At 40.2% G+C, this 26,958-nt stretch carries 26 protein-coding genes; 11 read left to right on the forward strand and 15 right to left on the reverse strand.

The genetic code is table 11. The annotated features are described in order from the left end of the window. Genes MWU82_RS18535 through MWU82_RS18545 form a run of 3 tightly spaced genes read left to right on the forward strand, consistent with a single transcriptional unit; the run spans window position 1 to window position 1,727 of the window. Window positions 1–804: a phosphatidate cytidylyltransferase gene (locus MWU82_RS18535; RefSeq protein ID WP_215948713.1), complete on the forward strand. Its 804-nt coding sequence runs from the start codon at window positions 1–3 to the stop codon at window positions 802–804. Next, window positions 794–1,468 (forward strand): phosphatidylserine decarboxylase family protein, encoded by a 675-nt coding sequence (locus tag MWU82_RS18540; protein WP_215948712.1) that lies wholly within the window; start codon window positions 794–796, stop codon window positions 1,466–1,468. The genes MWU82_RS18535 and MWU82_RS18540 overlap by 11 nt, the downstream gene beginning before the upstream one ends. Continuing rightward, on the forward strand, window positions 1,458–1,727 hold the full coding sequence (locus tag MWU82_RS18545; protein WP_215948711.1) for an acyl-CoA-binding protein: 270 nt from the start codon (window positions 1,458–1,460) through the stop codon (window positions 1,725–1,727). The genes MWU82_RS18540 and MWU82_RS18545 overlap by 11 nt, the downstream gene beginning before the upstream one ends. 65 nt (window positions 1,728–1,792) lie before the next feature. Here MWU82_RS18545 and MWU82_RS18550 read toward each other — a convergent pair whose 3' ends face one another. The 3 genes from MWU82_RS18550 to MWU82_RS18560 all read right to left on the reverse strand — a co-directional run bounded on the left by MWU82_RS18550 (window position 1,793) and on the right by MWU82_RS18560 (window position 5,673). Then, entirely contained in the window at window positions 1,793–3,061 is a 1,269-nt protein-coding gene (locus MWU82_RS18550) for a sterol desaturase family protein (protein WP_215948710.1), read from the reverse strand. 224 nt (window positions 3,062–3,285) lie between these two features. Continuing rightward, window positions 3,286–4,857, reverse strand: coding sequence for an SDR family oxidoreductase (locus tag MWU82_RS18555; RefSeq protein ID WP_247097524.1), 1,572 nt, complete (start codon window positions 4,855–4,857; stop codon window positions 3,286–3,288). 222 nt (window positions 4,858–5,079) lie between these two features. Next, window positions 5,080–5,673, reverse strand: a complete 594-nt coding sequence (locus MWU82_RS18560) for a hypothetical protein (RefSeq protein ID WP_247097525.1) — start codon at window positions 5,671–5,673, stop codon at window positions 5,080–5,082. A gap of 212 nt (window positions 5,674–5,885) precedes the next feature. On the opposite strand from MWU82_RS18560, the gene MWU82_RS18565 reads away from it, so the two are divergent. Beyond that, window positions 5,886–6,230 (forward strand): HopJ type III effector protein, encoded by a 345-nt coding sequence (locus tag MWU82_RS18565; protein ID WP_215948707.1) that lies wholly within the window; start codon window positions 5,886–5,888, stop codon window positions 6,228–6,230. A 64-nt stretch (window positions 6,231–6,294) separates the two neighbouring features. Here the strand turns inward: MWU82_RS18565 and MWU82_RS18570 are convergent, their stop codons facing one another. The 11 genes from MWU82_RS18570 to MWU82_RS18620 form a co-directional block, all read right to left on the reverse strand. Beyond that, complete coding sequence (locus tag MWU82_RS18570) at window positions 6,295–7,056, reverse strand: glucosamine-6-phosphate deaminase (RefSeq protein WP_215948706.1); 762 nt, start codon at window positions 7,054–7,056, stop codon at window positions 6,295–6,297. 10 nt (window positions 7,057–7,066) lie between these two features. Next, window positions 7,067–8,308, reverse strand: a complete 1,242-nt coding sequence (locus MWU82_RS18575) for an Nramp family divalent metal transporter (RefSeq protein ID WP_215948705.1) — start codon at window positions 8,306–8,308, stop codon at window positions 7,067–7,069. Window positions 8,309–8,381: 73 nt separating this feature from the next. Further along, the gene (locus tag MWU82_RS18580) at window positions 8,382–9,551 is read right to left on the reverse strand and encodes an amidohydrolase family protein (protein WP_215948704.1); all 1,170 of its coding nucleotides are present in this window, start codon (window positions 9,549–9,551) and stop codon (window positions 8,382–8,384) included. Window positions 9,552–9,651: 100 nt separating this feature from the next. Continuing rightward, complete coding sequence (locus tag MWU82_RS18585; protein WP_247097526.1) at window positions 9,652–10,482, reverse strand: DUF1080 domain-containing protein; 831 nt, start codon at window positions 10,480–10,482, stop codon at window positions 9,652–9,654. Continuing rightward, window positions 10,479–11,471 (reverse strand): Gfo/Idh/MocA family oxidoreductase, encoded by a 993-nt coding sequence (locus tag MWU82_RS18590; RefSeq protein WP_215948702.1) that lies wholly within the window; start codon window positions 11,469–11,471, stop codon window positions 10,479–10,481. The genes MWU82_RS18585 and MWU82_RS18590 overlap by 4 nt, the downstream gene beginning before the upstream one ends. Window positions 11,472–11,480: 9 nt before the next feature. Continuing rightward, window positions 11,481–12,833, reverse strand: coding sequence for a Gfo/Idh/MocA family oxidoreductase (locus tag MWU82_RS18595; RefSeq protein WP_247097527.1), 1,353 nt, complete (start codon window positions 12,831–12,833; stop codon window positions 11,481–11,483). Window positions 12,834–12,890: 57 nt separating this feature from the next. Next, window positions 12,891–13,976: a PmoA family protein gene (locus MWU82_RS18600; RefSeq protein WP_247097528.1), complete on the reverse strand. Its 1,086-nt coding sequence runs from the start codon at window positions 13,974–13,976 to the stop codon at window positions 12,891–12,893. A gap of 9 nt (window positions 13,977–13,985) precedes the next feature. Further along, window positions 13,986–15,053, reverse strand: a complete 1,068-nt coding sequence (locus MWU82_RS18605; protein WP_247097529.1) for a LacI family DNA-binding transcriptional regulator — start codon at window positions 15,051–15,053, stop codon at window positions 13,986–13,988. Between the two features lie 250 nt (window positions 15,054–15,303). Then, on the reverse strand, window positions 15,304–16,065 hold the full coding sequence (locus tag MWU82_RS18610; protein ID WP_247097530.1) for a CDP-alcohol phosphatidyltransferase family protein: 762 nt from the start codon (window positions 16,063–16,065) through the stop codon (window positions 15,304–15,306). Window positions 16,066–16,269: 204 nt separating this feature from the next. Beyond that, window positions 16,270–17,286, reverse strand: a complete 1,017-nt coding sequence (locus MWU82_RS18615) for a Gfo/Idh/MocA family oxidoreductase (RefSeq protein WP_247097531.1) — start codon at window positions 17,284–17,286, stop codon at window positions 16,270–16,272. Window positions 17,287–17,361: 75 nt separating this feature from the next. Next, window positions 17,362–19,992, reverse strand: coding sequence for a valine--tRNA ligase (locus tag MWU82_RS18620; protein WP_247097532.1), 2,631 nt, complete (start codon window positions 19,990–19,992; stop codon window positions 17,362–17,364). Window positions 19,993–20,190: 198 nt separating this feature from the next. Between MWU82_RS18620 and MWU82_RS18625 the strand changes: the two genes are divergently transcribed. Then, window positions 20,191–20,577, forward strand: coding sequence for a DUF1573 domain-containing protein (locus MWU82_RS18625; protein WP_215948695.1), 387 nt, complete (start codon window positions 20,191–20,193; stop codon window positions 20,575–20,577). A 169-nt stretch (window positions 20,578–20,746) separates the two neighbouring features. Here the strand turns inward: MWU82_RS18625 and MWU82_RS18630 are convergent, their stop codons facing one another. Further along, entirely contained in the window at window positions 20,747–22,081 is a 1,335-nt protein-coding gene (locus MWU82_RS18630) for an aspartyl protease family protein (RefSeq protein ID WP_247097533.1), read from the reverse strand. A gap of 152 nt (window positions 22,082–22,233) precedes the next feature. Here MWU82_RS18630 and MWU82_RS18635 point away from each other — a divergent pair, with 152 nt between their 5' ends. The 6 genes from MWU82_RS18635 (at window position 22,234) to MWU82_RS18660 (ending at window position 26,937) form a co-directional block, all read left to right on the forward strand. Next, window positions 22,234–23,424, forward strand: coding sequence for a pyridoxal phosphate-dependent aminotransferase (locus tag MWU82_RS18635; RefSeq protein ID WP_247097534.1), 1,191 nt, complete (start codon window positions 22,234–22,236; stop codon window positions 23,422–23,424). Next, window positions 23,424–24,440 carry a UDP-N-acetylmuramate dehydrogenase gene (gene murB, locus MWU82_RS18640; RefSeq protein ID WP_247097535.1) on the forward strand — a complete coding sequence of 339 codons (1,017 nt, stop codon included), beginning with the start codon at window positions 23,424–23,426 and terminating at the stop codon, window positions 24,438–24,440. The genes MWU82_RS18635 and murB overlap by 1 nt, the downstream gene beginning before the upstream one ends. Before the next feature lie 198 nt (window positions 24,441–24,638). Then, a complete protein-coding gene (locus MWU82_RS18645; protein WP_215948691.1) occupies window positions 24,639–25,208 on the forward strand; it encodes an RNA polymerase sigma factor in 570 nt (189 codons plus the stop codon). A gap of 85 nt (window positions 25,209–25,293) precedes the next feature. Then, on the forward strand, window positions 25,294–26,052 hold the full coding sequence (locus MWU82_RS18650) for an anti-sigma factor (protein WP_215948690.1): 759 nt from the start codon (window positions 25,294–25,296) through the stop codon (window positions 26,050–26,052). A 78-nt stretch (window positions 26,053–26,130) separates the two neighbouring features. Then, a complete protein-coding gene (locus MWU82_RS18655) occupies window positions 26,131–26,334 on the forward strand; it encodes a hypothetical protein (RefSeq protein WP_031444904.1) in 204 nt (67 codons plus the stop codon). 36 nt (window positions 26,335–26,370) lie between these two features. Next, entirely contained in the window at window positions 26,371–26,937 is a 567-nt protein-coding gene (locus tag MWU82_RS18660; protein WP_215948689.1) for a sigma-70 family RNA polymerase sigma factor, read from the forward strand. The last annotated feature ends 21 nt before the right edge of the window (window positions 26,938–26,958 follow it).

The raw sequence follows: 26,958 nt of genomic DNA on the forward strand, positions 1-26,958 counted from the left end.
ATGAAAGAAATTTTAAGGCGCTTACTTACAGGTGCGGTCTATGTAATTCTGCTACTTTCCGCCGTATTTTTAAGCTCCGATGCATTCGATTTTTTATTTATGACCTTTGGACTCGCATGTCTTTACGAGTACAAACGCATGATAAAACTTCCAGGTTACCATATCTTTATAGCCTATTTGGCACTTTGGTGGGCATTTATCTATCTTATTGACGATAAGATTCTTGTCAATATTTTGATGTTCATTACAATATCGATTAATTTTATATTGTTGTACTACCTCTTTTCAGGAAAAGAAAAACTGTTCAACAATTTACAGAAGTTCATTATAGGCCTATTTTATATAGGGGGAGGCTGCATTTTCCTTACTATGATACCTTATAAGGACAATGAATTTGCCAAATTTCTGATCATGGGGGTATTTATCCTTATTTGGGTAAATGATACCTTTGCCTATTTGGTTGGAAAAAGTATTGGACGAACTAAATTATTCCCATCTATTTCCCCCAAAAAAACAATAGAGGGAGCAATTGGAGGTTTTGTTTTTGCCTTGGCTGCATCATATTTTTTATCGAAATATGAGACCAACATTTCATTGGGGCAATGGTTGATCCTAGCAACTGTAATAGTAGTTACGGGAAGTTTGGGAGATCTTATAGAATCTAAATTTAAAAGGGCCGCTGGGGTCAAGGATAGTGGAGCCATTTTACCGGGACATGGTGGCATGTTGGACAGATTGGACAGTTTGGTTTTTTCAGCACCTTTCGCATATTTAACTTTAATTATTTTTTCACATGTTTCATAAAGAAGGACAAAAAATTATTACAACAACCTTTATTATAGTTTGTTCCATTATAGTATTGGCCAATTATTTTATAGATATAACTTGGCTAAAATTTGGACTTCAAATAATTTCCTTGGTTATCCTTGTTTTAATTCTACAGTTCTTTAGAAATCCCAAAAGGAACGTTTCCAAGAGTTTTGATGAAATATTGGCACCGGTAGATGGTAAGGTAGTTGTCATTGAAGAAGTGGAGGAAACGGAATATTTTAAGGCAAAGCGGATCCAAGTATCCATTTTTATGTCGCCAATAAATGTTCACGTAACCAGATACCCTGCAAGTGGACTTATTAAATTTTCAAAATATCATGCCGGTAAATATCTTGTGGCATGGCATCCCAAATCCAGCGAAGAGAATGAAAGAACCACTATAGTGATTAATACTCCCAAATTTGGGGATATCCTCTACCGCCAAATTGCCGGTGCCTTGGCACGTCGTATCGTTAATTACGCGGAAGTGGGAGAAAGCGTTCAACAAGGAGAGGATGCAGGATTTATTAAATTTGGCTCTAGAGTAGATTTGTTCTTACCTTTGGATAGTGCAATTACCGTAAAATTGCACCAAAAGGTGACCGGGGCAAAAACATGTATTGCAACTACAAGGGTTAAAAAAGAAAATGAAGACTGATAAACTAAATAAAGATTTTATAGCAGCGGTCGATTTCGTTAATGATTATACAGACCCCTTGCCTGCCGATCTTTTATTAAAACTATATGCCTATTTTAAAATTGCCAACCGCAATTTTAGCCATCCTGGCAGCAGGACGCCCCTAATAAATGCGTTTAAGGCCAACGCCCTGATCCAAGCAAAAAATGTAAGTATAGAACAAGCTATGGAGCGCTATATAGAATTGGTGGACAAAGAAATCAGGAATACCAAAAAATAGATAAAATACTAACCTTCCGTTTTCAACAAATACAAGTTCTGTCTAAGTTGACTTGAACAATGTTCTTAAGCAGCCATTCCCAATTCGGTTTCCTTATTTTCAAAATAGCTGAAATATATACCTGCAAAAATAGTGAGCAGAAAATAGGCCCCTATCCACATATTGGCCATAGGAAGGTAAGAATTTAGGCCAAACCAATCGCCAAAATAAACTATCCATAAAATACCGGCCACCCCCCTAACAATTTCAATCCCAACAGCATATTTTTTTCTATCCATCAGAGTAGTATATCCATATATCCCGATAAAAATGAAGCCGCTAAATATAAGTAGTCCCTCAAAACCAATTTCAGTGTAATTGTAGAACATAAACATCATTAGACCCAAACTTACCAACATTTGAAAAATGGCATATAGTTTCAGCCCATTGGTGGCCCCAGGTGCATATCTTTTAAAATTGTAAACATCCCCTATGATAGCAATGGGATACTTTTCCATAACATCATCGGGTCTCCAGCCGGTAGGCATAAACCAAATCCGCAATTTGTCCCGTAAACTCCTGGTTCGCCATGCATCTTGCAAAATCCTCCACAAATGCTGAAAATTGATAATTATAGGGTTCCAGGTCCCAGCAGGTTTCAATACACCAAATTGCGGAGGGACCTCATCCAGCTCCTCCTGAAACGTACCAAACATACGGTCCCAAACACACAAAATCTGTCCTAAGTTCTTATCAATGTATTCCGGGTTAATGGCATGGTGCACCCTATGTTGTGAAGGGGTGACCAAGACATATTCCAACCATCCCATTTTACCGATATGTCTGGTATGGTACCAGAATTGCGCAAACAAATGTATGGGAGCCAAAATGGCTATCACCATATGGGGAACGCCCAAAACCGCTGCTGGGATAAGGAACAGGGAAAAATACCCCACTAGGTTACTGATCGGCTGCCTAAGGGCACAGGCAAGATTAAACTCCTCACTACTATGATGAATTACATGCTGATTCCAAAAAATATTAATTTTATGGCTTAGCCTATGGTTCCAATAACCGGCAAAGTCCAGAACAACAAAAGCAATGGTCCATACCAACCAAGTGGCCTTAATTTCGGTTATGGCCAAATGCTCCAACAAAAAAGGATAGGAAACTACAATCAATGCCAGCCCTAAGGTATCCTTGATGATATTGGTCAACCCTGAACTTATACTAGAAACAGTATCCATTACCTTATGCATTTGTTTTTTTACAAAATAGCCGTAAGTTATCTCTATCGTTAAAAGGATTACAAAAAATGGGATGGCATATAAAAGCGCCGTTGCGTAGGTCTCCATAAAGCAAGGTAAATTCTGAAGTCTCTAACAAATATAGTGAAAATCGTTATTTTTTTTATAATATTTTACAAAAGGGCAAACAGAAATAAGTACCGGAAGTCCCCAAAATGGGGATACCGCCTACGCCGATTATCTAACAAATTATGCAGTGTCCTACCACTTCGCGGAAAGCAATACAATGGATATAAACCTTATTTGAGGGATAGCTTTAATTAAATACCGGATTACCAGTCTATGGGACGATAATCCTTTAGAAACTTACCGCACCAATGTTTACCAGTATTAATACCGTCTATCAACGGATCCAAGACCCTAGCGGCACCATCAACTATATCCAATGGAGGTTGAAAGTCATGGACTTCCTCCTTTCTTTTGGACAACTCTATAGGATCCTCGTCCGTTACCCAGCCAGTATCTACAGCGTTCATAAAAACACCATCTTTGGCAAAGTCCAGTGCGGAAGTATGTGTCATCATATTAAGCGCAGCCTTGGCCATATTGGTATGGGGGTGACGATCCTCCTTGTAAAACCTATGGAATTTCCCTTCCATGGCAGATACGTTGATAATATGTTTTTTACCTGTATTCTCCTGCCGCATAAGTTTTGACAATCGGTTACAGAGCACAAAGGGGGCAATAGCATTCACCAATTGAACCTCTATCATTTCCGGGGTCTCTATCTCTCCCAACTTAAGTCGCCAGCTATTGGTTTTCCTTAGATCTACTTGCTGCAGATCGGCATCCAATTCGCCTTCGGGAAAAACCTCTTTGGCAGAAAGGGAACTATCAAAACTGTATGGAATCTGGGATAGTTTTGCAGATGCCCTAATGCCAATACCAGGTTCCGGTGCATGCCAATTAACGGGTAATGCATTATTTTGATTACTCGCCGTGCCCTTGGTAAGGCTATTTAGTTCCTGCAGGCAAAAATCGTGGTCGGACAGTACTTCTTGCGCCCTTGGGGGCAAATCGCGAAAGCCTACCTCCTCATTTTTCATAAGGTGTTGGTAAAAGCCCGCTGGTCTTCTTACCGTTTGAGCGGCATTATTGATCAGGATATCCAATCGGTCGTATTGTTGTTCTATAAAATTGCAAAAGATTTCCACGCTCGGGATATGTCTTAAGTCCAGGCCATGTATTTTTAATCTGTGCCCCCATTCGTGAAAATCCTCCTCTTTGGAGAAACGCAATGCGGAATCCACTGGAAACCTTGTAGTGGCAACCACAGTTGCTCCAGCCCTTAACAATATTAAAGTGATATGATAGCCTATTTTTAATCTAGACCCGGTAACTATGGCAACCTGCCCACTTAGGTCGGCCGTCTGAAAGCGTTTTGCATAGTTAAAGTCGCCACATTCAGGACACATTGTATCATAAAAATGATGTAGCTTGGTATATACCGTTTTACAGACATAGCAATTCCTCGGGGATTTCAATTCCAGCTCTTCCAAAGTTTCCCTGACGGGAGTGGCCAACAATTTGGGAGCTACAAATACGGCAGCTTCCCTGGCACTTCTAATACCTGTTTCCTTACGCGCGTGCTTATCGCGCTCTATCATCTTGCGTTTGGCAGCCTTGGCCGCGTCTTTTTTGCGCTGTTTAAATTCATTCTTGGCTGGTCTAGACAACTGGCCCGCGGCCTTTAGCAAGGCCACTCTTTTGTCTTCTGGAAGTTCAAAAACCCTATGCCCATTACCTACCAACTTATTGAGTAGAAAAATACACTGATCTATCTCTTCCGAACTTATTGTCTCCGCTACATTCTCCTGCCTGTCCACCAGATTGTTACTGCCCATTTTTCAAATATTTTCTGAAAATTAAAAACGTGCAAATGTAAGGTTTAAATTAGATTGCACAAACAGAACCATTTAGCTAAAAACAAGACTAGAACAAGATTGTTCTGAGATAAAAAACCTTGTACAAACACATAGGGTTAATGGTAGTTTTATTAGACTACATTAAAAAAATATATCAGAAACAAGAGCATAGACCTGAAATGTTTTGAAAAAAGTACAACTTTAATCAAAAGGCCCAACCATAATATGCGCCCTATGCGTACCGGGATCCATTAACCAAGGCATTCCCGGAGCGTGAGGCTTATCGGGCAAACCCGTAGATTCCGTGGTTGCAAAAGGTGTGTAAATAACGTATCTAAATTTTCCATTTTGTAACTCTCCAGTGGTAACATCATAATCCGCGGATTTTCCATAATATACGTACATCATACTAGGTTCCTTGGGCATTTTTAATTTTCCTGATGCTACTTCCTTGGCACGGATTTTTTCCCGCTCTTCCCCAGAAAGATCCTGCGCTGAAAGTTCCCTGCCACGGGCCATAAAGGGTTCAAGTTTTTTGGAATAACACGCCACATTGATTCCGTCCTTATTCGGGTTATCGCCTATGCAGACCAAATTATTGGTTCCCTTTCTCAGAACTACCAATTCTCCCGTGTTATCATAGCCATAAACCATAGCACCATCCTTTTTTTCATCAGGAGCGGGCAAAACAGCAGTTTTAATTTGAATTTCCTTGGATGGAACTTCCTTTTTAATGTCCTGCGCCATGAAAGGATAAAATGACAATAGCAACATCCCTAAAATTAGTTTTTTCATGTGTAAATATTTTATATCTAGATTAATTCTTAAAAATGAGCCCTTACTACAATTTCGGAATAACCAAATTGGATTTTATTCAATTTCCCTAAAGATAAAAAATATAGGCCTAACCTATTTGAGAAATGATGGAATAATTAACTTCCCATATCCTACTTAATTCTTGATGGGATAATCTAAATTTACGTGCTGAACTAAAATCCCAATCAACTATGACGGTTTACGAATTTCTCGACAAACTTAGAAAGACTCCAGAAGAAATAACCTTTGGGGACACCATAGGTATTATTGACACCTATTATAATTTTTCACCATCAAAATTTACCAATGGCGAAGTGATAAATGAAGCTGGCCAAAATTCAGGTTCCTGTAAAGTATTTTCTTTTGCACAACATAACAAGTTGAGCAAGGAGGAAACTTTGGCCTGCTTTGGTTCCTATTACAGAAAAGATGTCCTAGAAAATCCAACGGGCACAGACCATCAAAACATTCGGAATTTTATGATCAGCGGTTGGGAAGGCATTTCATTCGACAATGAGGCCCTTAGCATAAAATAAGCAAGAGCAAAACCTTGATCGGTCCCTTATAACTGCGTGTTTTAGGGTATTGATCCATGACTAATTACTTGATCATGGATGCCGATCCTTTATCCAAAAACAGGACTGTTTCCGGATGGGTCCTAAGTATAGAGGCTGGACAGCTGGTACTGATATCCCCGTACAGGCTATTATAAACAGCCTGGGCCTTCCTTTCGTCGGGAACCACACAACTAATGGCCTTACAATTCATTATGGCGGTAATGGTCAGCGTAACGGCTTCCTTGGGCACATCGGCAAAAGTTGGAAACCAGCCCTCACCAAGTTGTTGATTTCTACAGGCCTCATCCAACTCCACCACCTTCACCAATTTTGGATCCTTAAAATCGGCAACTGCAGGATCATTAAAGGCTATATGTCCATTTTCTCCTATTCCTATGCAAGCAATGTCTATTGGATGCAATTGCAATGCCTCTTCATATTTATTGATTTCCAATTGCAAATTTTCGGCATCGCCATTAAGAAAATATATCTTTTTAGGTGCTACCCTATTTAAAATACGCTCTTTGAGATACTTTCTAAAACTAGCGGGATGGGATTCCGATAGCCCCTTATATTCATCCAAATGAAAAACGGTAATTTTTTTCCAGTCAATTTCCCTGGTCTGCAGCGCCTCTAAAAACGAAAACTGTGATGCACCAGTAGCCAATATGAGGTTGGCAGCACCTTTCTCGCTTATGGCAGTCTGTAATTTCCCGGCCACATAATCGGCCGCCGCTTCTCCCATGGCCTTTGTCTCCCCATAGGTTTTTACTGCCAAATTTTCGATTTGAAATGATTTTTCCATTGTTTCTTTTTTATATAAATTCTGCAATTGCAAACCATGTGGTAAGCAGTGAAAATAGAATTACGGCCACTAGGCCAAAATTAAGCTTAGCTCCAGCCTTATTATTCCCCATCAATTGTTTTCTGTTGATCAAAATAAACATAGGTACCGCTACGGCTGGCAGGATACAGGCCTGAAAAGCCTGGGAAAACACCATAAGTGCAGGAGGTCTTTCCTCCAAAAAAACGGTTCCGAAAGCAAATAACAAAGCTCCGAATATCAGAACTCTGGAAGTGGTGGAATGTATATTTCTTGGAGTCCCCCTATAATCGGCAAGTAACCAGGGAGCTATTAGCACAATTGGAAATATAGTGGAGAGTCCAGCCCCTGTAATCCCTATAATAAGTACAAAAGCAGCCAATTTACCACCCAAAGGCTCAAATAAGGATATCATCTCTACCGTATTGTCCAGTTTCATCCCTGAAATATGTAAGGTTCCTGCGGCAACGGCCATGATAACACCACTTAATAAAAGCATCATAAAGGCGGACACAAAGGCATCTGTCTTTTCTTTTTTTAAATCGTTGATGCCCCATCCCTTTTCCGCCACCACCGTACTTCTCATAACAAAAACAGCAGCCGAACAGGTGGTTCCAGTAATGGCCGCAATAAGCCCCAAGGCACCTGGTGTGTCCGGTATACTAGGAACCATACCGGACATGATATCCGCCATATCGGGACGGACCATAATAAAAACAACTACAAAGGAAAGCCCCATTAGGATAACCAAAACCGTCAATACTTTTTCAAAGGCCTTATAACGGCCAAACCACAAAAAGAATGCAAGTATTACAACAAAAAACAGGATGATCCACGCCCTTTGGACCACTACTCCATTATACGCCAAGCGTACCCCTTCCTGCACCAAATCGGCCACTATTCCCATTACGCCCATAAGCGCCAATAATTCTCCTATTATGAGCACTAGTATAATATAAAGGGAAAGTATCCAGCCCCATTTAAATTCCTGCTTAAAATTAAACAGGGCAGTCCTTCCTGTTACCAAGGTTACCTTGCCATAGGCTACCATTAAAATATAGGTAAAAACACAGGAAAGTACCAATGCCCAAAAAAGACTCATACCGTATTCCGCGCCTGTCTTGGCCATTGTGGTAACACTACCCGTTCCTATATTGTAGCCAATAAGAAAAAGCCCTGGACCTACCGCGCTTAGTCCCAATAGTATTTTTTTGATTATTGATTTATTGCCCATACCCCGTTTAAAACCTATTAATTTTTAACCCTATGCTTATTTTTCCCTTATTTAAGTTCTGAAGAAGCAGAAGCTACTCTTTAGAATATACCAATTGTCCGGACACAAATGTCTTGTGGATTATCACCTGATTATCTTCCAACTTAAAGAGAATTAGGTCGGCCCGTTTCCCCTGTCCTATTTCACCTAGTTCATTCAGGGAAAACATCTTTGCAGGATTGGTGCTTGCCATTTGTATGGCATCATTAAGTGTACATTGGGTATAATCCATAATTACCCCTACACAAGCACTTATTGGTGAAGCTGCTCCGGCCAGAACATTTTCCTTTGGTAATTTTACCACGTTGGGAGTCAGCAATAAGGTACGTTCCCCACGGGTATATTCTCCCGGTGGCAAGCCTGCCAAATCCAAGGCATCCGACACCAAAATAGTTTTATCCGGGCCTTTTACTTTATAAAAACTTCGGACCTCTTCCTTGGTCAAATGAAATCCGTCTGCGATTAGACTGGGAGTAATGCGATCATCGGCCAATTGTGGCCAGATAGGGTTATGGTGCCTATTTATCTCGTTAGCACAACCATTGCCCAAGTGGGTAGCCATTTTTGCACCTGCATCTATAGCACGTTCTATATCTTCTGCGCTACCATTGTGATGACCAAGTGCCACTATAATACCATTGGCCACACAATTACGGATAAAGGGGATGGCACCGTCCAATTCGGGAGCCACGGTAATTAATTTTATGCCATTGTTGGCTGCCCTCTGCAACTCCTGAAATTCCTCCCAGTCCGGATTTTTAATATATTTCTCCAAATGCGCACCCCTAAAGCCTGGTAGTGGTGATATATAAGGACCTTCCAAATGGAATCCGGGAATGGATTTTCCTATTTCCGGATCTTTTTGTGCCTGAGCCAGAATAGCGAAATTCTTTTTCAATCTATTGAAATCGCTGGTAATAATGGTGGGGAAATAAGTAGTTACCCCTGCCTTCCACAAGGCTTTTGTAGCTTTCCTTATCCCTTCCACCGTAAGATCGGGACCTGAAAAATCGACCCCCATATAGCCGTTGATCTGGACGTCTATCAAGCCTGGAGCTACATATGTTTTCGAAACGTTATTCCCCGTGGCAAGGCGGTTTATTCCTGAAATTTTTCCGTTTGTGGTGGAAAGGGAGACCCGTCCCTCATCGGAATACAAAATACCCTCTATTCCGTCAGTATTATTGGACTGTGATGTTGCCATATTACAAAAAAAGAATAGTGCTATAATTGATGTACATTTTAATATCATAACGATTTATTGATTTTACATTTAGCTGACCAGAATCAATTTAATCAAAAAACTAATCACCCAATTTAATTCTACGAATCTTAATATTCCTAAACCAGGCATCATCCTTATGGTTTTGCAGAACTATATGGCCATTTCTCTTTTCTAAAAATCCTGGAATATCCACATATTTGCTCTTTTTAAACAGGGAATCCAAATGCTGGGAACCAAATTCGTACGTAACTACCTTTTTGCCGTTAAGCCAATGCTCCACGTGTTTATCATTTATCAAAATGCGACTTGAGTTAAACATCCCAATTGGCCTAACGGTTGCATTTTCAGCCGCAATCATGTCATAAAGACTCCCGGTATACTGGGATGGTTTTAATTTGCCCGCATAAAGGGTATCGGAATCATCCAACAACTGGTATTCAAATCCCAATGCCGAATATTTTGATCCGAACTTTTGGGAGATTTCCTCGGACACATTGTACTTCAACCCTGTATTGCCCGCCTTTAATATTTTCCATTCAAAATACAATTCATAATTATCAAAAGTATCTATGGTGATTAAATCGCCACCCTCCATGGGTTGCCCATCGGGCATGGATGGCACCTCGCCACTATTCAGTTTCCGCATGGTTCCGTCCTCAATTTTCCACAGTTCGTTTTGAACATCTGTTCTGCCCAAACCTCGCCATCCCTTGAAGGACACTCCGTCAAAAAGTAGTTCCCAACCTTGCTCCTTCTCCAGATCGGTCAGACTATTATTCAATTCTAACGTGGCCTTCAATTCTTGCACTTTCTTTTCCTCTATATTCTTGCACCCATGAGATACCAGAACAATCATAAAGGCAATGGCCCAAAACCAAGGATTCAGCTTCTTATTACACTTCAAGATCATGATACAACATATTCCCAATTACCTGAAATTATCGATTTTTGAATTGCTTCCAAGACGGCAATACCATGAATGATGCTCTCATGGCTGCGGGGTTCCTTTCCGGTACTGAACATCGTTACCATATCCACATAATTTTTATCAGGACCTACCGTTTCCACTCTGGACTTTAATTCAACTACTCCTTCGTCCGTTTCAACAAAGGTCTGCCACCCGTACTTTTTAGTGGTTATAACCAAGGTAGCCATCCTGCCGTTTTCAAATATTAAACTGGCAGTACTGTTTAGGTTTTCCTTTTCATTCTTGTTGAACCTCGCAGAAATAATTTTCTCCTTAAAAAGATAAATAAGGGGTTCTACCATATGCACCCCATAAAAGAAAAAGCCTCCATAAATAGAATTGATATCGGCCTTGCCGTAACAGGTAACTTGATTTATTTCCTTCATTTCCGCCAATTGCTCCCTCATATCTTCGGTGGCATTGCTATGGGCAATGGAGCTATAGGAAGTAACTGGAGTACCGACCGCTCTTGCCATTTCCAGAAATATTTTTGCCGCCTGACTACTATAACAAAATGGTTTGTCCACAAAGGTGGGTATACCCGCCTTTACAAACGGTAATGCGGCATCCAAATGAAGGTCTCCATGCCTATGATCAACGATCAATGCATCAATCTTGCCCATCATTTCCAAAGGATCTTTTACAATAACGGGTATGCCGCCTTCGTCCTTCGCCAATTGGGCAAACTCTTCTTTTTCGCCCCAAATGTATTTAACTTCCCAACCTGGAAACTTCTTATCTATATTGAACATTTTCCCAAAACCTCTGCTGTGGGAGTTTTCAGCACCAATAATTCCAATGATTTTTGTTTTCTTTTTCGGATTTTCTCCAGATTTTGGTTGTGAAAACACAGTGGATGGTAAGGACAGTGCCAATGTTGAAAAGGCAGCCCCTTTGCCTAGCTTTTCCAAGAACGATCTTCTATTTGCCATATTTTTATATTATAATTTCATTTCCCATCCTTTTTCATAAGAACGGCTCCATAATTTTTGAGCTTCATTATCCCCTATAATATGTCCGTTTTGGGGGTCAATATTCAATGACCTACCGCTGCGCTGTGCAATATTCCCCAGTTGCACCAACAAGGTACTTTTATGTCCCGAGTCTATGTCTGCATTTAGGGCTGTGCCGTTTAAAATGGCATCGAACATATTCTGTATATGTAAGGCGTCCAGAAGTTCGGCCGGATTGGATTTATTTCTGGGGTCTATTTCTTGGGTGTTTTTCACCTCCTTCACAATTTTACCCTCCAAATCGAAGATGGTATAGCTATTTCCACTAGGTATAAGCATACTGCCGCTTTCCCCATAGAACATTACACCTACAGCATTCCCCTCAATGGGCTTGCCATTACAGCTCCTTCCTTCCCACGACATGGACAATCCTTCAGCAAAATCCAAATTGATCACCTGGGTATCCGGCGTCTCCCAATCGTCCTGATATCTGTATCTGCCACCGTTTGAGCTCACCTTTACAGGATAGTCCACCTGCATACCCCAGCGCAGTAAATCGATCATATGGGTGCCGTTATTTAAGGCTTCTCCTGTACCCCAATGCCATAACCAGTGCCAATTATAGTGTACAATATTGTCCTTATAATTTTTTCTTGGTGCCGGACCTTGCCATAGGTCCCAATCCAACCACTTAGGAACCTCGACTTCCTTACCTATTCCAATAGATTGCCGATTGTTGGTATACCATCCCTTACCAAAATATACCCGTCCAATGGCACCAGACTTCAAAGCTTTTATACCTTCAACTACATTGGGCCATGAGCGGCGCTGGTTCCCCATTTGTATTACCTTTCCATATTTTTTAGCAGCCTGCACCAAAATTTCTCCCTCATTCGGGTTGTGACTACAAGGTTTTTCCACATATACATGTTTTCCGGCTTCCATGGCCAGGAGCGATGCCGGAGCATGCCAATGATCTGGCGCTGCTATTACCATTGCATCCACATCCTTGCTTTCCAAAGACTTGCGGAAATCGGTATAAGATTTTGGCACCCTGCCTTGACGCTCTTTTACGACAGACAGACAATTCGCTATTGCCCTACTATCCACATCACAGACATGGATTACCTCAGAGTTCTTCTGGCTTGCAAAATTTTGGGCCAAGGCCTTTCCCCTACTATTTACCCCCATCATAGATACATTAATTCGGTCGTTGGCACCTAGAATTCGTGCATAACTTTTGGCACTAAATTGGGGGAGGATTCCAGCGGTAGCTATAAAGGCCGAACTAGCCGCAGTTTTTTTAATAAAACTTCTTCTTGAACTTGAATTTGATTTCATGCTATCCAGGTTTGATCGTTAATAACTTTGTTTATCTTGTATGTCATTGAAATTGGGCTAGTAAAGTCCAGAAAACTCCAGTCCCAAGGCATTGATCTCCTCATCGGAGATTTCTCCCGAGCATATTAGGGTACGAAAAGCAAAACGAACCGAATCTCCCTTTTTTAGGCTCAAGTTCATTGATTCCTTTCCTTCCGAAAATACATTCTGTCCTAATGGATTTACTGCAAAAAGGCCATAGCCCCTAGCGTGCCAATAGGCCGGATATCCCGGATTCTTCTTATGATCAAGAATCACTACCGCTACATTCCCTTCCTTGTATTTTCCGAAAAGTTTCATCCATTTGGCTTGGGTACCCCAAACATCCTCACCTGTAATCCCTTCACTGCTCAAGTAATCTCCTGAAACCACGTCATTATTAATTACTTTTATCGTTTCAGGATTTCCGTGTGCATCCGTTAGTGTTAGTGGATCATCTGATGGTAATTCCAGTTCTCGACTCACCCTAATGGCAAACATACCTTCCTTGGTATCCTTGAATAGAATATCCTCTTGGGCCGTTAAAGTACTTATCCAATCTATGATCCTTACCTTCCCCTTGTCCATAAAATGAAGTTCAATTTCTTCCTTTATCTGGGTACGGCCCTGAGCTTCCCAATTGGTTCGCACCCGAATCGTTCCTTGGGAATTATCCGCATCTGCCTCGACAACCTCTTGATGCCTGATAACACCACTAAATGGTTTACGATCTTCGGGAGTAGCCTCCGAATGCCCCCAATAGTCAATACCGTTAACATCGCCATAATTCATCCACATTCCTATATGGTGCGGATGATCTGCACGCTCACCGGCCACAGCCTTCAATGGGTATTTACGTGTAATCTCCGTGCCTTCAGCTGTCACTATAGGCCATAAACAGGGCTTCATAATATTATCCGGGTAGATATATGACGTGAATAATTCATCCCCGAAGTAGACATCCACTTTTTGTTCAGACACTTTATTTTCCACCCTAATACCAGGCTTTACCATTTCATCCGAAGGATTTACATCGTTCTTTTTTGACTTGCTTTCACCACAAGAACTAAGAATTAGTAGCAAAAGAGTGCAAACCGGTAATCCTAAATTAATTCCTTTTTTCATTTATTACGCTTATTGAAAATTAATATAATAATCTACGTTTTCCTTAATGATTATATCCAATGGCACATACTGCACTGTGGCCGGCGATTTTTTATAAACAAAAAAGTCGAACAAAGTCTTTACCGCAGTAACTCCTTGAAAAACCGGTCTTTGGGAAATAATATAATCGATATTACCATTCTTCAATTCAGCCACATTTCCGGGAACAATATCGAACCCCACCACCTTAATGTCCAGTTCGTGCAAGGCGTGATACCTAGAAATTAAATGTGCCCTGGAATTAGTGACAAACACCCCTTTTGTACCCGGATTTTTAATATAGTATTTGGTCAGCTCCCTGCTTACCTCTGTCTCGAGGGTAGAGGGTATGGTAATGGAATCTATTTTCCTATTTGACAATGCTGCGTTGCTTTTAAAGAATTCCCTAAATCCCTTTTCCACAACGGCTGTATGGGCGCTATTCTCAAATCCTTTTACCATGTTTACAATAAGAATGTCATCTGAAGGCTCCAAGACCGAATTCAACAATTTCCCGGCTATATAACCACTACCTTTTAAGTCAGGCCCAATATAACTGAGATTTTCCTTGTTCTTGATATTGGCATCTATAAAGACATAAGGAATACTCCTTTCTTGCAGCTTCGCTATGAATTCTAGACTTTCCTTTTCAAATAGGGGCGCCAAGATTACGCCACTTGGATTCTTACCGAGGATGGCATCGGCATTTTTAATAAAACTGGATTCATCAAACAAACTGTACTCATAGGCATGGAGATCCATACCAAAATCCCTATAAACCTCCACTCCCTGATCCACCCCTATTTTCGGTAAAGCCCAATAACTTTGAGAGGTGGTAGCTTCCGGAAACAGGCTACAAACCGTGAACTGTCTTCCCAAGGCCAATGTTCTTGCCAGGAGATTGGGGTTAAAATCCAATTTCTCTATGGCCTCTTCCACCTTTTTCCTTTTGGCTGGAGACACCTTTCCCCTATTGTGCAAAACTCTATCAATGGTCCCTATGGAAACATTGGCATAATTTGCCAAATCTTGAATGGTAGTCTTTTTATTCTTTGCCATCGAAAATCAACTTATATAATTATATGACCTTTAATGAATTGAAAAAGTGTGTAGGTACACAAATATAAAAATTATCAGGACATACGCGACATATTTTGGAAATATTACAGTACATATTACGTATGGATCAACAAAAATGTGTAAGCACACACTGATTTTCCAAAACCCTCAATACCCTATTGGAATGCCTAAATCAACAACTTTGACCTCATAGATTATATGATAAAGAAAAACCAGAATGTATGTTGCCCTACAATGATTTTCTTATAGCGATAAACAAAAAAATGAATACAGAGTAGATCATAAAAAAAGGAATTATGTAGTCTGCCCATTCCAAAACCAGCATCACACTTATTATCAAGAGCTGAAACCCAAGACCAAAGGTAGATACGGCCGTCATAAGCCAATTGGGAAGATGCCTGCCGTTGGCAGCCCCTCCATCCAACTTATAAATAATTTGGTCAAAACTGCCATAAAGAGTCCTATACCACCAAAAAAGCACATTCACATTACGCTGATGCTCCCCAACCATTGCCACCGGAGTCCCAGATTCAAAAATTCGGCTTGTAACATCTCCATTAAACTTATTCCTCAATATTACATAATAATAGTTGTAAAGGGTACCCTGAAGTTGAAGTCCTAAAAACGCCAGTACCGTTAAACCAAAATCAGCAGTAGTTATCTGCCAGAGGACTAAAAATATAAGGATATTCAATACAAAATCCGAAAGGGAATCAAAATACCTCCCAGTATAGGAGGGCGTATCCTTGATCCGCGCCAATTCACCATCAGCAGCATCCAAGATAGATTTTAAAATAAAAAAAAAGGCCGCGTACCAATTATAGCCATAATACATGCAAGCCACCGCTATAACACCTGAACAAAGAAATCCAAACGTAACTTGAACAGGTGTAACAGTGGTTTTCTTTAATCCGTTCGCAATAACCCTAGCTATTGGCCTCCCGTAGTCCGATAGGTCCAAAAACTTATGGTCTTCCGGTAATTTAGACATTTTCAGCTTTTTTACGGAGCATTTTTAATGACTTAGCTACCTAAATTTTAAAACAGCACACTTATTTATCCATTCTAAATATACGACTAAATAAAACGGGAATTAATTATGCCTCCAAAAAACAAAGGGATGGTCTTAAAGATTTTGGGAGAAAATAGGAAGGTTCACAAAAAAGGCAACAACCAAAAAGGAAACTTATGCTATCTACCCTTCTAAAATCTCAATTTGCCTTATGATATCTTTTTCGGAAATAGGATATGATATTCCATCCGCAAGGGACTTATAAACATCTTCAAATAAATTAAGATAGGAGGATTTTACCGATTCTATTTCTTCCGTATGCCTTTCACCATCCTCTGCAATCGTAGTGAGCACACCAAATTTATCGGATTCCTCGATTCCAAACAAAGGATTTCCAGGACTCATTCCGGCCAACAATTGCTGCTCCTGAATATCCGTTCTCTGTTTCACAAAGGTACCCTTGGTACCATTAAGAACAAATGAAGCTTGGGGTTGCACCACCAACATACTCATAGTTATAAATACCTGTACACCCATGGGATACAACAAATGTATATGCGCGTAGTCGTCCACTTGGGTTTTTGGTCTAAATTGACCCGTATGCTTACTCCATTCCAATGGATATCCAAAAAGTGCTATGGCCGCATCCAATAAATGGGGCCCAAGATCATACAAGAGGCCGCTACCAGGCACTGGGGTTTCCTTGGCAATCTTAGGACCTATATGATGTCGGTACCGATCATACCGCATATGGGCCTCTACCAAGGATCCAAGCTTACCGGACTCCAATACACTTTTAACGGAAAGAAAATCACTGTCATACCTTCTATTCTGATATGGCAGAATACTACGATCAACCTTTTTTGCCACTGCAAAAAGTTCCTTTGCCTCAGAGCTGGTAACGCAAAATGGTTTTTCTACCAAAACATGCTTTTTTGCTTTGAGCGCCTTAAGGGCAAATTCGTAATGCGTAAGATTAGGCGTATTTACCACCACCAGATCTATGTCCTTATCCGCAATAAGCTGGTCAATGGTATCATAACTTTTGATATTGGGGTAACTCTTGTGAGCTAATTTTTTACTTCTCTCAACAACTGCCGTTAACTGGAATCCAGGATGCTCATTTAAAAAAGGGGCATGAAATAATGTGCCCGACATTCCAAAGGAAAGAATCCCCGTTTTTATTGTCTTTTTCACCATAATCAAGATGCTTTCATTAAATCATGCGTATTTTCCTTAAACTGGGTGCATCTTAATTACAGGGATTGCAAACAGTTACCCCAAACTAGCCAAGCTTTTCTCCAATGTATCTATCTTGGCAAGCGCATCTGCTTCCTTTTGCCTTTCCAAGGCAATTACTTGCGCAGGTGCATTGCTCACAAAACGTTCGTTGGAAAGCTTCTTTCTTACCGAAACCAAAAAGCCCTTTGTATATTCCAATTCTTCCTCCAATTTTTTAATTTCCGCCTCAATGTCAATAGCGCCGATCATTGGCACAAAATATTCGTTGGACTTTACCCTAAACGTCAAAGCCCCATCCACTGCGCTATCAACATAATCAATGGCCGATAAATTGGTGAGCTTGGCAATAACCACATCCCAATCCTTGGAAATATCCCCATCATTTAAAACCGCCAATTGTAGCGCATCTTTCATAGGAATATTTTTTTCTTTTCTAATGGTACGTATTCCAGCAATAATATCCGCAGCAAAATTAAAACCTTCTATTAGGTCCTCGTTTATAGCCTGTGGGCTTGGCCATTTAGCAATTACCAATGCCTGTTCCGGGGTACGTTCGGCAATGTGTTGCCAGACTTCCTCCGTAAGAAAGGGCATAAACGGATGCAATAATTTTAAGTTTTCCTCAAAAATATGGATTACGGCATCAAATGTAATCCGATCTATAGGCTGTTGGTAGACGGGTTTTATAATTTCCAACAACCAGGAACTATAATCGTCCCAAACCAATTTATAAATGGCCATCAAAGCATCCGAGATACGATACGTACTGAAATGATCCTCTATCTCTTCAAGGGTTTTGTTGAATTTTGCGGTATACCACTCAATTCCCAACTTGGAAGCCTCTGGCTGTGGCAGGTCGGCAACCTCCCATCCTTTAATCAAACGGAATCCGTTCCAGATTTTATTGGCAAAGTTTTTCCCTTGTTGGCACAAAGCCTCATCGAACATTAAATCATTACCTGCTGCAGAACTCAATAAAAGCCCTACACGAACACCGTCGGCCCCGTAATCTTCAATCAATTTCAGCGCATCCGGTGAATTTCCGAGCGACTTGGACATTTTTCGTCTTTGCTTATCGCGCACCAATCCGGTAAGATATACGTTCTCAAAAGGTCTTTCATTGCGGTATTCATATCCTGAAACAATCATTCTGGCGACCCAAAAGAATAAGATATCCGGCCCGGTCACCAAATCATTGGTAGGATAATAGTACTCTATTTCCTTATTATCGGGCTCCAAAATCCCGTTAAAAACACTTATAGGCCATAACCAGGAAGAAAACCATGTATCCAAGGCATCTGCATCTTGCTTTAGGTCCTTCAATGTTAAATTGGAATTCCCAGATTTTTTCCTGGCCAGATCCAAAGCCTCTTCCTTGCTTTCGGCCACTACAAAATCGTCCTGCCCATCTCCAAAATAATAGGCTGGAATTTGTTGTCCCCACCACAATTGTCGGGAAATATTCCAATCGCGGATATTTTCCATCCAATGGCGATAGGTATTTTCGAATTTTTTAGGGAACAACTTAATATCGTCATCCTCCAAAACCGCCTTTATAGCCGGTTTGGCCAGTTCTTCCATACTTAAGAACCACTGATCGGACAATCTTGGCTCAATAACCGCTTTTGTTCTTTCCGAAGTACCAATTTTATTAATATGCTGCTCCGTCTTTACCAAAAAGCCTTTTTCCTCCAATTCCTTGGAAATGGCCTTCCTGACCTCAAAACGGTCCTTACCTTCATAATGCAGTCCAAAACTATTTAAACTGGCATCCTCATTAAAGATATCAATGGTCTCCAGATTGTGTTTCTCCCCCAGAGCCTTGTCATTAATGTCGTGTGCCGGGGTCACTTTTAGACAACCCGTTCCAAATTCAACATCTACATATTCGTCCTCAATTATAGGGATTACCCTATTGCATATTGGTACAATTGCATTTTTACCCCTCAAATGGGCATAACGTTCATCATTGGGATTAATACAGATTGCAGTATCCCCTAGAATAGTCTCAGGTCTGGTGGTAGCAATAGTTACGGTTTCGTCAGAACCTTCTATTTTGTAGGCTAAATAATATAGCAGACCTTGTCTTTCCTCATAAATTACTTCTTCATCGGACAAGGTAGTCTTTGCCTCGGGATCCCAATTCACCATACGGTAACCCCTATATATCAATCCTTTATTGAACAGATCAACAAAGACCTTGATAACGGAGGCGGACATATTGTCATCCATGGTAAACTTAGTACGCTCCCAATCGCAGGAACAGCCCAATTTCTTTAACTGTTCCAAGATAACCCCTCCATATTCATGGGTCCAATCCCAAGCATGCTTCAAAAATTCTTCACGGGTGATATCCTTTTTATCTATACCCTGCTCCTTTAGTTTGGCAACCACTTTGGCCTCCGTAGCTATTGAAGCGTGGTCGGTTCCTGGTACCCAGCAGGCATTTTTCCCCATTAAACGCGCCCTACGGATCAAAACATCCTGCAGGGTATTGTTCAACATATGCCCCATATGCAATACACCAGTAACATTGGGTGGTGGTATTACTATGGTATAAGGCTCCCTATCATCTGGTGTGGAATGAAAATAATTATGTTTGGTCCAATAGTCGTACCATTGGCCCTCTACCCTGTGAGGTTCATATTTTGAAGGAATTTCCATTATTTGGAACAGTTTTTGATAACCCTATACGGGCGATTACTAAATGAGTGCAATATTAAGGTTAAACTTGAAGTAATTCTAAGGTTTTTGTCCATTTTGAAATACGAAACAAAAATAAGTAACGTTATTACATAACAAAAGAATTTTGGAGGTTCATTAAAAACATTTACTTTTGAAATTCACCAAAAACTAAAAATAATGAAAAAAATAGTACTAATTCTATTTGTTGGTCTCTTAGGTTTTGGCCTAACCGCTCAAGAAAATGTAGCGAAAATTAAATTCAAAACAGAAACCGTTGATTATGGTGAAATCGCTAAAGGGAGTGATGGTGTAAGGATATTTGAGTTTACAAATACAGGGGATGCTCCACTTGTTATAAGCAAAGTTAGCTCTAGCTGTGGATGTACCATTCCAAAAAAACCGGAAGGTCCAGTTTTACCAGGTAAAACCGGCCAGATACAAGTAAAATATGACACTAACAGAGTTGGACCTATTGCAAAGGCGATTACTGTAATTTCCAATGCTGACACCCCAACGAAGGTGTTAAAAATTAAAGGAAAGGTATTGCCGGCAGAAGGCAAATAAATTCCATTCATAATTACAAAAGCTTGTTAAGTACCGAATTAGGTATTTAACAAGCTTTTTTTATTCATGAGACCCGTATAAAAAGGCACAGTTACATTATAAGCTAAGACCCCGGCCCAAGGATAGGTTCCTTAAAGTGGCCACCATCAACCTTGGGGATCAATGTCAGTTATTTGAACATGTCTTTAAGCACATAGGTTATAAGCATATCCTTTTGATATCGTTCTATTAGAACCTTTACCCTCTTTCCTTCCTTTTCATTGAGCATATGCAGGATTTGTTGAAGTTTGTAGTGGTGCACCTTTTTCCCATTTACTGCCAGAATAACATCGCCTTCCCGTAAACCGGCCTTATGTCCAGGACTTCCTGCACGTATACCGGACACTATAATTTCCGGGACCATACTTAGCCTGGTCATATTCTCGAAGAGAATTTGCACATCCCCGAACGATTTGCCACTATCCACCAACACCAACCCACTTGCATCGGCTATACTTTCGGAAATATAACGCATCCCGTTATGCTGGATATCTATCCCGCTCAAATTAAAATCAAAAGGGTGATTAAAAAGAGCATTTTTGCGCAAACTCAAGGTACGAGCACCATAGTTGAACACCAGGGTAAATCTTTTTAGGACCTCTCCGCCCAAACTGCCGTTTCTATTCCCCAAAGAGGTGATGGAATTAAAATATTGCAGATCAGGAAATGCAGTTTTGGCATCCCTTAATTGAAAGCCTCCCAAGCTGATTCCATCTATTTTGGTCCTTTTCCCATAAATGCCCCCACTTAGCCCTTGACCCAGAAAATCCACATAATTCTTCTCAGGAACCCCCAATCCCTTATCCAGGTCTTCAAAAAGCCATACCGCATCGGAACTACCCGAATCTATTAAAAGTTCCACAGGAATACTGCTTTTATTTTCCATAAACACATGACCTTGAACATAAGCTTTGTTCTGAACAATGCGCAAAGGAATTGTACGGATCTTGGAGCTTTTTTTGTGCCTGTACAGGTCAGGGTCATGAAGCTTTAAATATTTTGATGAATAATTTACCTCCACAACAAAATCCCTAAAGAGGTCATAACCAATGATTCCATGAACCGGCAGACCCAGCCTGGGGGAAAGGTTCAGCTCCTTGTCCATGACCACATAAAGCAATTGATCATTATTGACAACTTTTCCAATTTTAAAAATATTGGAATCAGAACTCAAGGCCTCAATTGGCTCTCCTTCACCAAGACCTTTAATAACAATTTCCGATACATTGTTTATCTGAATGGAATCCTTATCCGATAAATTAAAAAGAATAGGCTTATTTACCCCAGAATCCAAAATAAATGAAAGTTCCGCCCCGTTTACCTCTATTGGAATTACAATGAGATTGTTTACCAATTGAAACTTCACCTTTTGAAACTTTTCTCCAACAGGCAATTTGAAATTTTGCGATAACACCAAAACGGGCCAGCACCAAATAAGGAAAACCATATGTCTTAAGAAAGCCATCCTATTCCCATTTTTAAGTAACCTAACCCTCTAATTTACACACAAATCCCTTGACAATAGAATCATTTAACATATTAATATGGAATCAAATAAGGTTGTTTTATTGTTTTGTCCGTATTGATTTCTCATTTTTGCTTAAAATTAAAATCCATATGCCATCAATTTCACGGAGAGGCGAAACAATGCCGGAATCTCCAATAAGAAAACTAGTACCTTTTGCTGAAGCTGCCATAAAAAGAGGAATCAAGATTATCCACCTAAATATTGGTCAGCCCGACATAAAAACGCCTAAAGTTGCCTTGGATGCCGTTAAAAACAATACTTTGGAGGTCTTGGCCTACAGTAGAACAGAAGGCTCCGAATCCTATAGGGAAAAGATTGCCGGATATTACGCCAAGAATGACATTCATGTTGGTGCGGACAATATTATAGTGACTACAGGTGGTTCTGAAGCATTGTCCTTTGCATTGGGAAGTATAGCGGATAATGACGACGAAATTATTATCCCCGAGCCCTTTTATGCCAATTACAACGGATTTGCCAACGCCAGTGGAATAAAGGTAGTACCGGTTGTTTCCAACATTGAAAATAATTTTGCACTGCCGCCCATTGATGAATTTGAAAAACTAATTACACCCAAGACAAAGGCCATCCTTATTTGCAATCCAGGGAACCCAACAGGCTATTTATATACAAGGGAAGAAATAAAAAAACTTGCCTCTATAGTAAAAAAACACAACTTGTTCCTGGTGGCCGATGAGGTATACCGCGAATTTATCTATGATGGCAGGGAGCATTATTCCATTCTTCAGGAAATAGGCCTGGAAGATCATGCCATTATAATAGACTCGGTTTCCAAAAGGTATAGTATGTGCGGGGCACGAATTGGATATTTGGTCTCCAAAAATAAGGAAGTGATCCGGACCGCCCTTAAATTTGCCCAGGCCCGTCTTTCCCCTCCTACCTATGCTCAGATTGCAAGTGAAGCTGCCTTGGACACCCCTCAGTCTTATTTTGATGATGTAAAAAAGGAGTACGAGGAGCGTAGAAACATACTTATAACCGAATTAAACAAACTTGAAGGTGTGGTAGTAGCCCAACCACAGGGTGCATTCTACTGTATTGCCCAACTGCCTATTGACAATGCCGACACTTTTGCCCAATGGTTACTGGAGGATTTCAATTTGAACGGGGAAACCGTAATGGTAGCACCTGCAGCAGGGTTCTATGCTACTGAAGGTTTGGGAACAAACCAGATCAGAATTGCCTATGTACTGGAAAAGGAAGACCTAAAAAGAGCGGTTCACATTTTAAAGGAAGCCTTAAAGGTATATGCACATTAATGGATATACAAAAAGACATATCCCTTAAAAAGTACAATACTTTTGGAATTGACGCCAAGGCCCAATTCTTTTGCGAAATAAATTCGATCGCCGAACTAAAACAAGCACTAGAACTGAAGGGATATCCCAATTTATTTGTTCTTGGGGGCGGTAGCAATATGCTCATCACAAAAGATTTGGAAAACCTGGTACTGCACATTAACCTAAAGGGAATTGAGGTAATAACCGAAAATAATGATGAGGCTATAATAAAGGTCAATGCCGGTGAGAATTGGCACAATATGGTATTGTGGACCTTGGACCACGATTATGGTGGATTGGAGAATTTATCCCTCATTCCAGGAAATACCGGTACCGCGCCAATTCAGAACATAGGGGCCTATGGTGTTGAACTTAAGGACACCTTTGTAAGTTGCGAAGCCATGGAAATCACCACCAGGGAACTTAAAACCTTTACCAAGGACGAGTGTCAGTTTGGCTATCGCGATTCCTATTTTAAAAATGAAGGGCTTGGAAAATACATAATTACTTCGGTAAGTTTTAAATTGACCAAAAGAAATCACAAACTCAATGTAGACTACGGGGCCATTATTTCCGAATTACAGAATAGCGGCATTACCGATCCCAACATTAGGGATGTCTCCAATGCGGTAATTTCCATTAGACAAAGTAAGTTACCAGACCCAAAGGAATTGGGCAATAGTGGAAGTTTCTTTAAAAACCCGGTCATAGATAGGCAGCAATTCGACAAATTCTCCAATTTAAACCCCTCTGCACCATTTTATAAGGTTTCCGAAAATGAATTCAAGATTCCAGCAGGTTGGCTAATTGAACAATGTGGATATAAAGGAAAGCGATTTGGAGATGCAGGAGTACACAAAAACCAAGCCTTGGTGTTGGTGAATTACGGTGATGCCTCGGGAGCGGATATTATTGAACTGGCCCAAAATATAATTGAAAGTGTATTGCAAAGGTTCGGAATTATGATTAGTCCGGAAGTCAATATCATAAAATAACCCCTGACAAAGAATGCCAGGGGCTATACCAAACCAAACTAACCAAAAATTAAATGCACAGTTACCAGCTGTCCATTTATCCAATTAAAACGCTAAGCATAACAATCAATTTTATAATTTAGCGTTTGTGTATATACGAGGAAAACTAAGGTATTGGATGATTGCCTAGCAACTTTTTTTTGAGAACACACTAATTATATGAGCATATTACTGGAAAATCATATTGTTGAGCTTCTTCAAGAGCGAAATGACAAGGCCATTTCCCTTCTTTATGAACACTACGGCGATACCTTATACGGGGTTGCCTATAAGGTAGTGCGCGATGAGGAATTGGCTCAGGATGTTGTACAGGAAAGCTTTATCAAAATCTGGAAGAAATCGGATTCTTACGACCCCACAAAAGCCAAATTGTTTACATGGCTCTTTAGGATTACACGCAATACGGCCATAGACAAATTAAGAAGTGTAAACAACAAATCCGACAAGGAAATCCAAATGGACGTTTCGGACGTATATAAACTAGGAACTGAAGGTATAATCCCTGACTTGATGGACGTTCAGGATAATTTGGATAAAATAGATTCAAAATATCAAATTGTATTGGACGCCTTATTTTTTCAAGGAATGACCCAACAGGAGGCAAGTGACGAATTGGACATACCACTAGGTACCATTAAATCTAGATTAAAGATTGGACTTAGGGAGCTAAAGAAGATTTATGGTTCAACGATGGTCTTTGCCTGTTTACTAAGTTTATTTATGAATTAAAGCACAACCTTGACAAGACTAGGACCTAACTATTAAGCTGACGTTACAGCATAGCCGACCAAATTGTGCTAGAAATAATAAAGCCATGAAAGAAAAGATCAGAATATTTTTAGAAACAGACCTACTGGAGAAATATCTATTGGGCACAACTTCCCAAGAGGAAGCATTACAAGTAGAAAGATATATTGCCATGTATCCCGAAGTTAGGAACACCTACATTGAGCTTCAGGAAAATCTTGAAATATTTGCCAAGTTACATGCCATAAAAACTCCGGAAGGCCTCAAAGAAAGAATTCAAACTAGGATCAAAAAGGAAAATTCCGTACGATCAAAATTCTACAGGTATGCCATTGCAGCCAGTTTTGCTGCCCTGCTCTTTGCAGGTGCCTCCTATTTCTTTTGGAACCAAAACCAAAACTTACAAGAGGAAAATGTTATTGTCAACAATAAGATCCAGAACCTGGAAGAGAATATGCGCCTACAATTAGAGGATGTTAGAAATCAATTTATTGTACTTAACAATCCCAAAACGAAGCGACTTACGGTAAAAGGCAATAACAAGGCGAAGGAACTTAAGGCTGTGGCCTATGTTAATCCTGTAAAAAAGCTTTCCTATATCAATGTAAGCAAATTACCTAACCTACCGGAAAACCAATGCTACCAAATGTGGGCAGAGGTCAACGGACAAATGCTCAACCTAGGAGTAATACAGGAGGCCAGCAATAGTGAAAAACTAATGGCCCTGCCCTATGGTGAAAATGCCGTTGGTTATATCACCATTGAGCCAACAGGAGGTAATTCCAAGCCTACCATAGAGAATATAGTGGCCAATATTTCCTATTAAATAAAGGACTTAAAGTAATCTTAATCCTTCTTGGGAAGGTTATAAATTTCATATCTTTGCATTAAATAATGCAGGGATATGAAATTATTATTTTTAACAATAGGTCTACTAGCACTTGCTTTTGCTGGTATTGCAATAAAAATATGGTCTAAAAAGGATGGTAAATTTGCGGGAACATGCGCCAGTCAGAGCCCGTTTTTAAATAAGGACGGTGAAGCATGTGGATACTGCGGAAAACTCCCTACCGAGCAGGACTGCAGAAAAGATTCCGTTACACAATAGAAATCTGCCTATTATCACCCTTTACATTTTCTTATCTTGGACAAAACCGAAGAACCTCTTCCCAATCTTATTGAAAAAGCCAAATTAGGCAATCAGATAGCCTTCAGTGCATTATTAAATAATTTCTGGAACGACGTCTACGGCTTTCAATTGGTCAGGACCAGAAATGAGAACGATGCCGAAGACATTACTATCCAGACATTTTCGAAGGCCTTTGACAAGATACATACCTTTAACGAGGACTATGAGTTTAAGACATGGCTGATCGCCATTTCCAAAAATTTGCACATCGACCTCATCCGCAAAAGCAAAAGAAATGTTCTACAAGGTAACCCAGAAAGTAGCAGCGAAGCCATTAAGAAGGTTTTGGATGACGCCCCTTCCCCCGAAGACAGTTTAATTACAGAACAAAATTTAGCTGCTTTATTGGAGTACATAAAAAGGCTAAAACCGCATTACCAAGAAGTAATAAACCTAAGGTATTTTCAGGAACTGCCCTATGCTGAAATTGCCGAAAAACTTGGGGAACCTATCAATAATGTAAAAGTTAAACTACTAAGGGCAAAAAGGCTTCTTGCTGAAATTATTAAAAATAATAATTAGTACTGCTAGGTCACTCTTGTT

The organism is Arenibacter sp. S6351L (genome assembly GCF_023016025.1).
Lineage (GTDB): Bacteria > Bacteroidota > Bacteroidia > Flavobacteriales > Flavobacteriaceae > Arenibacter > Arenibacter algicola_B.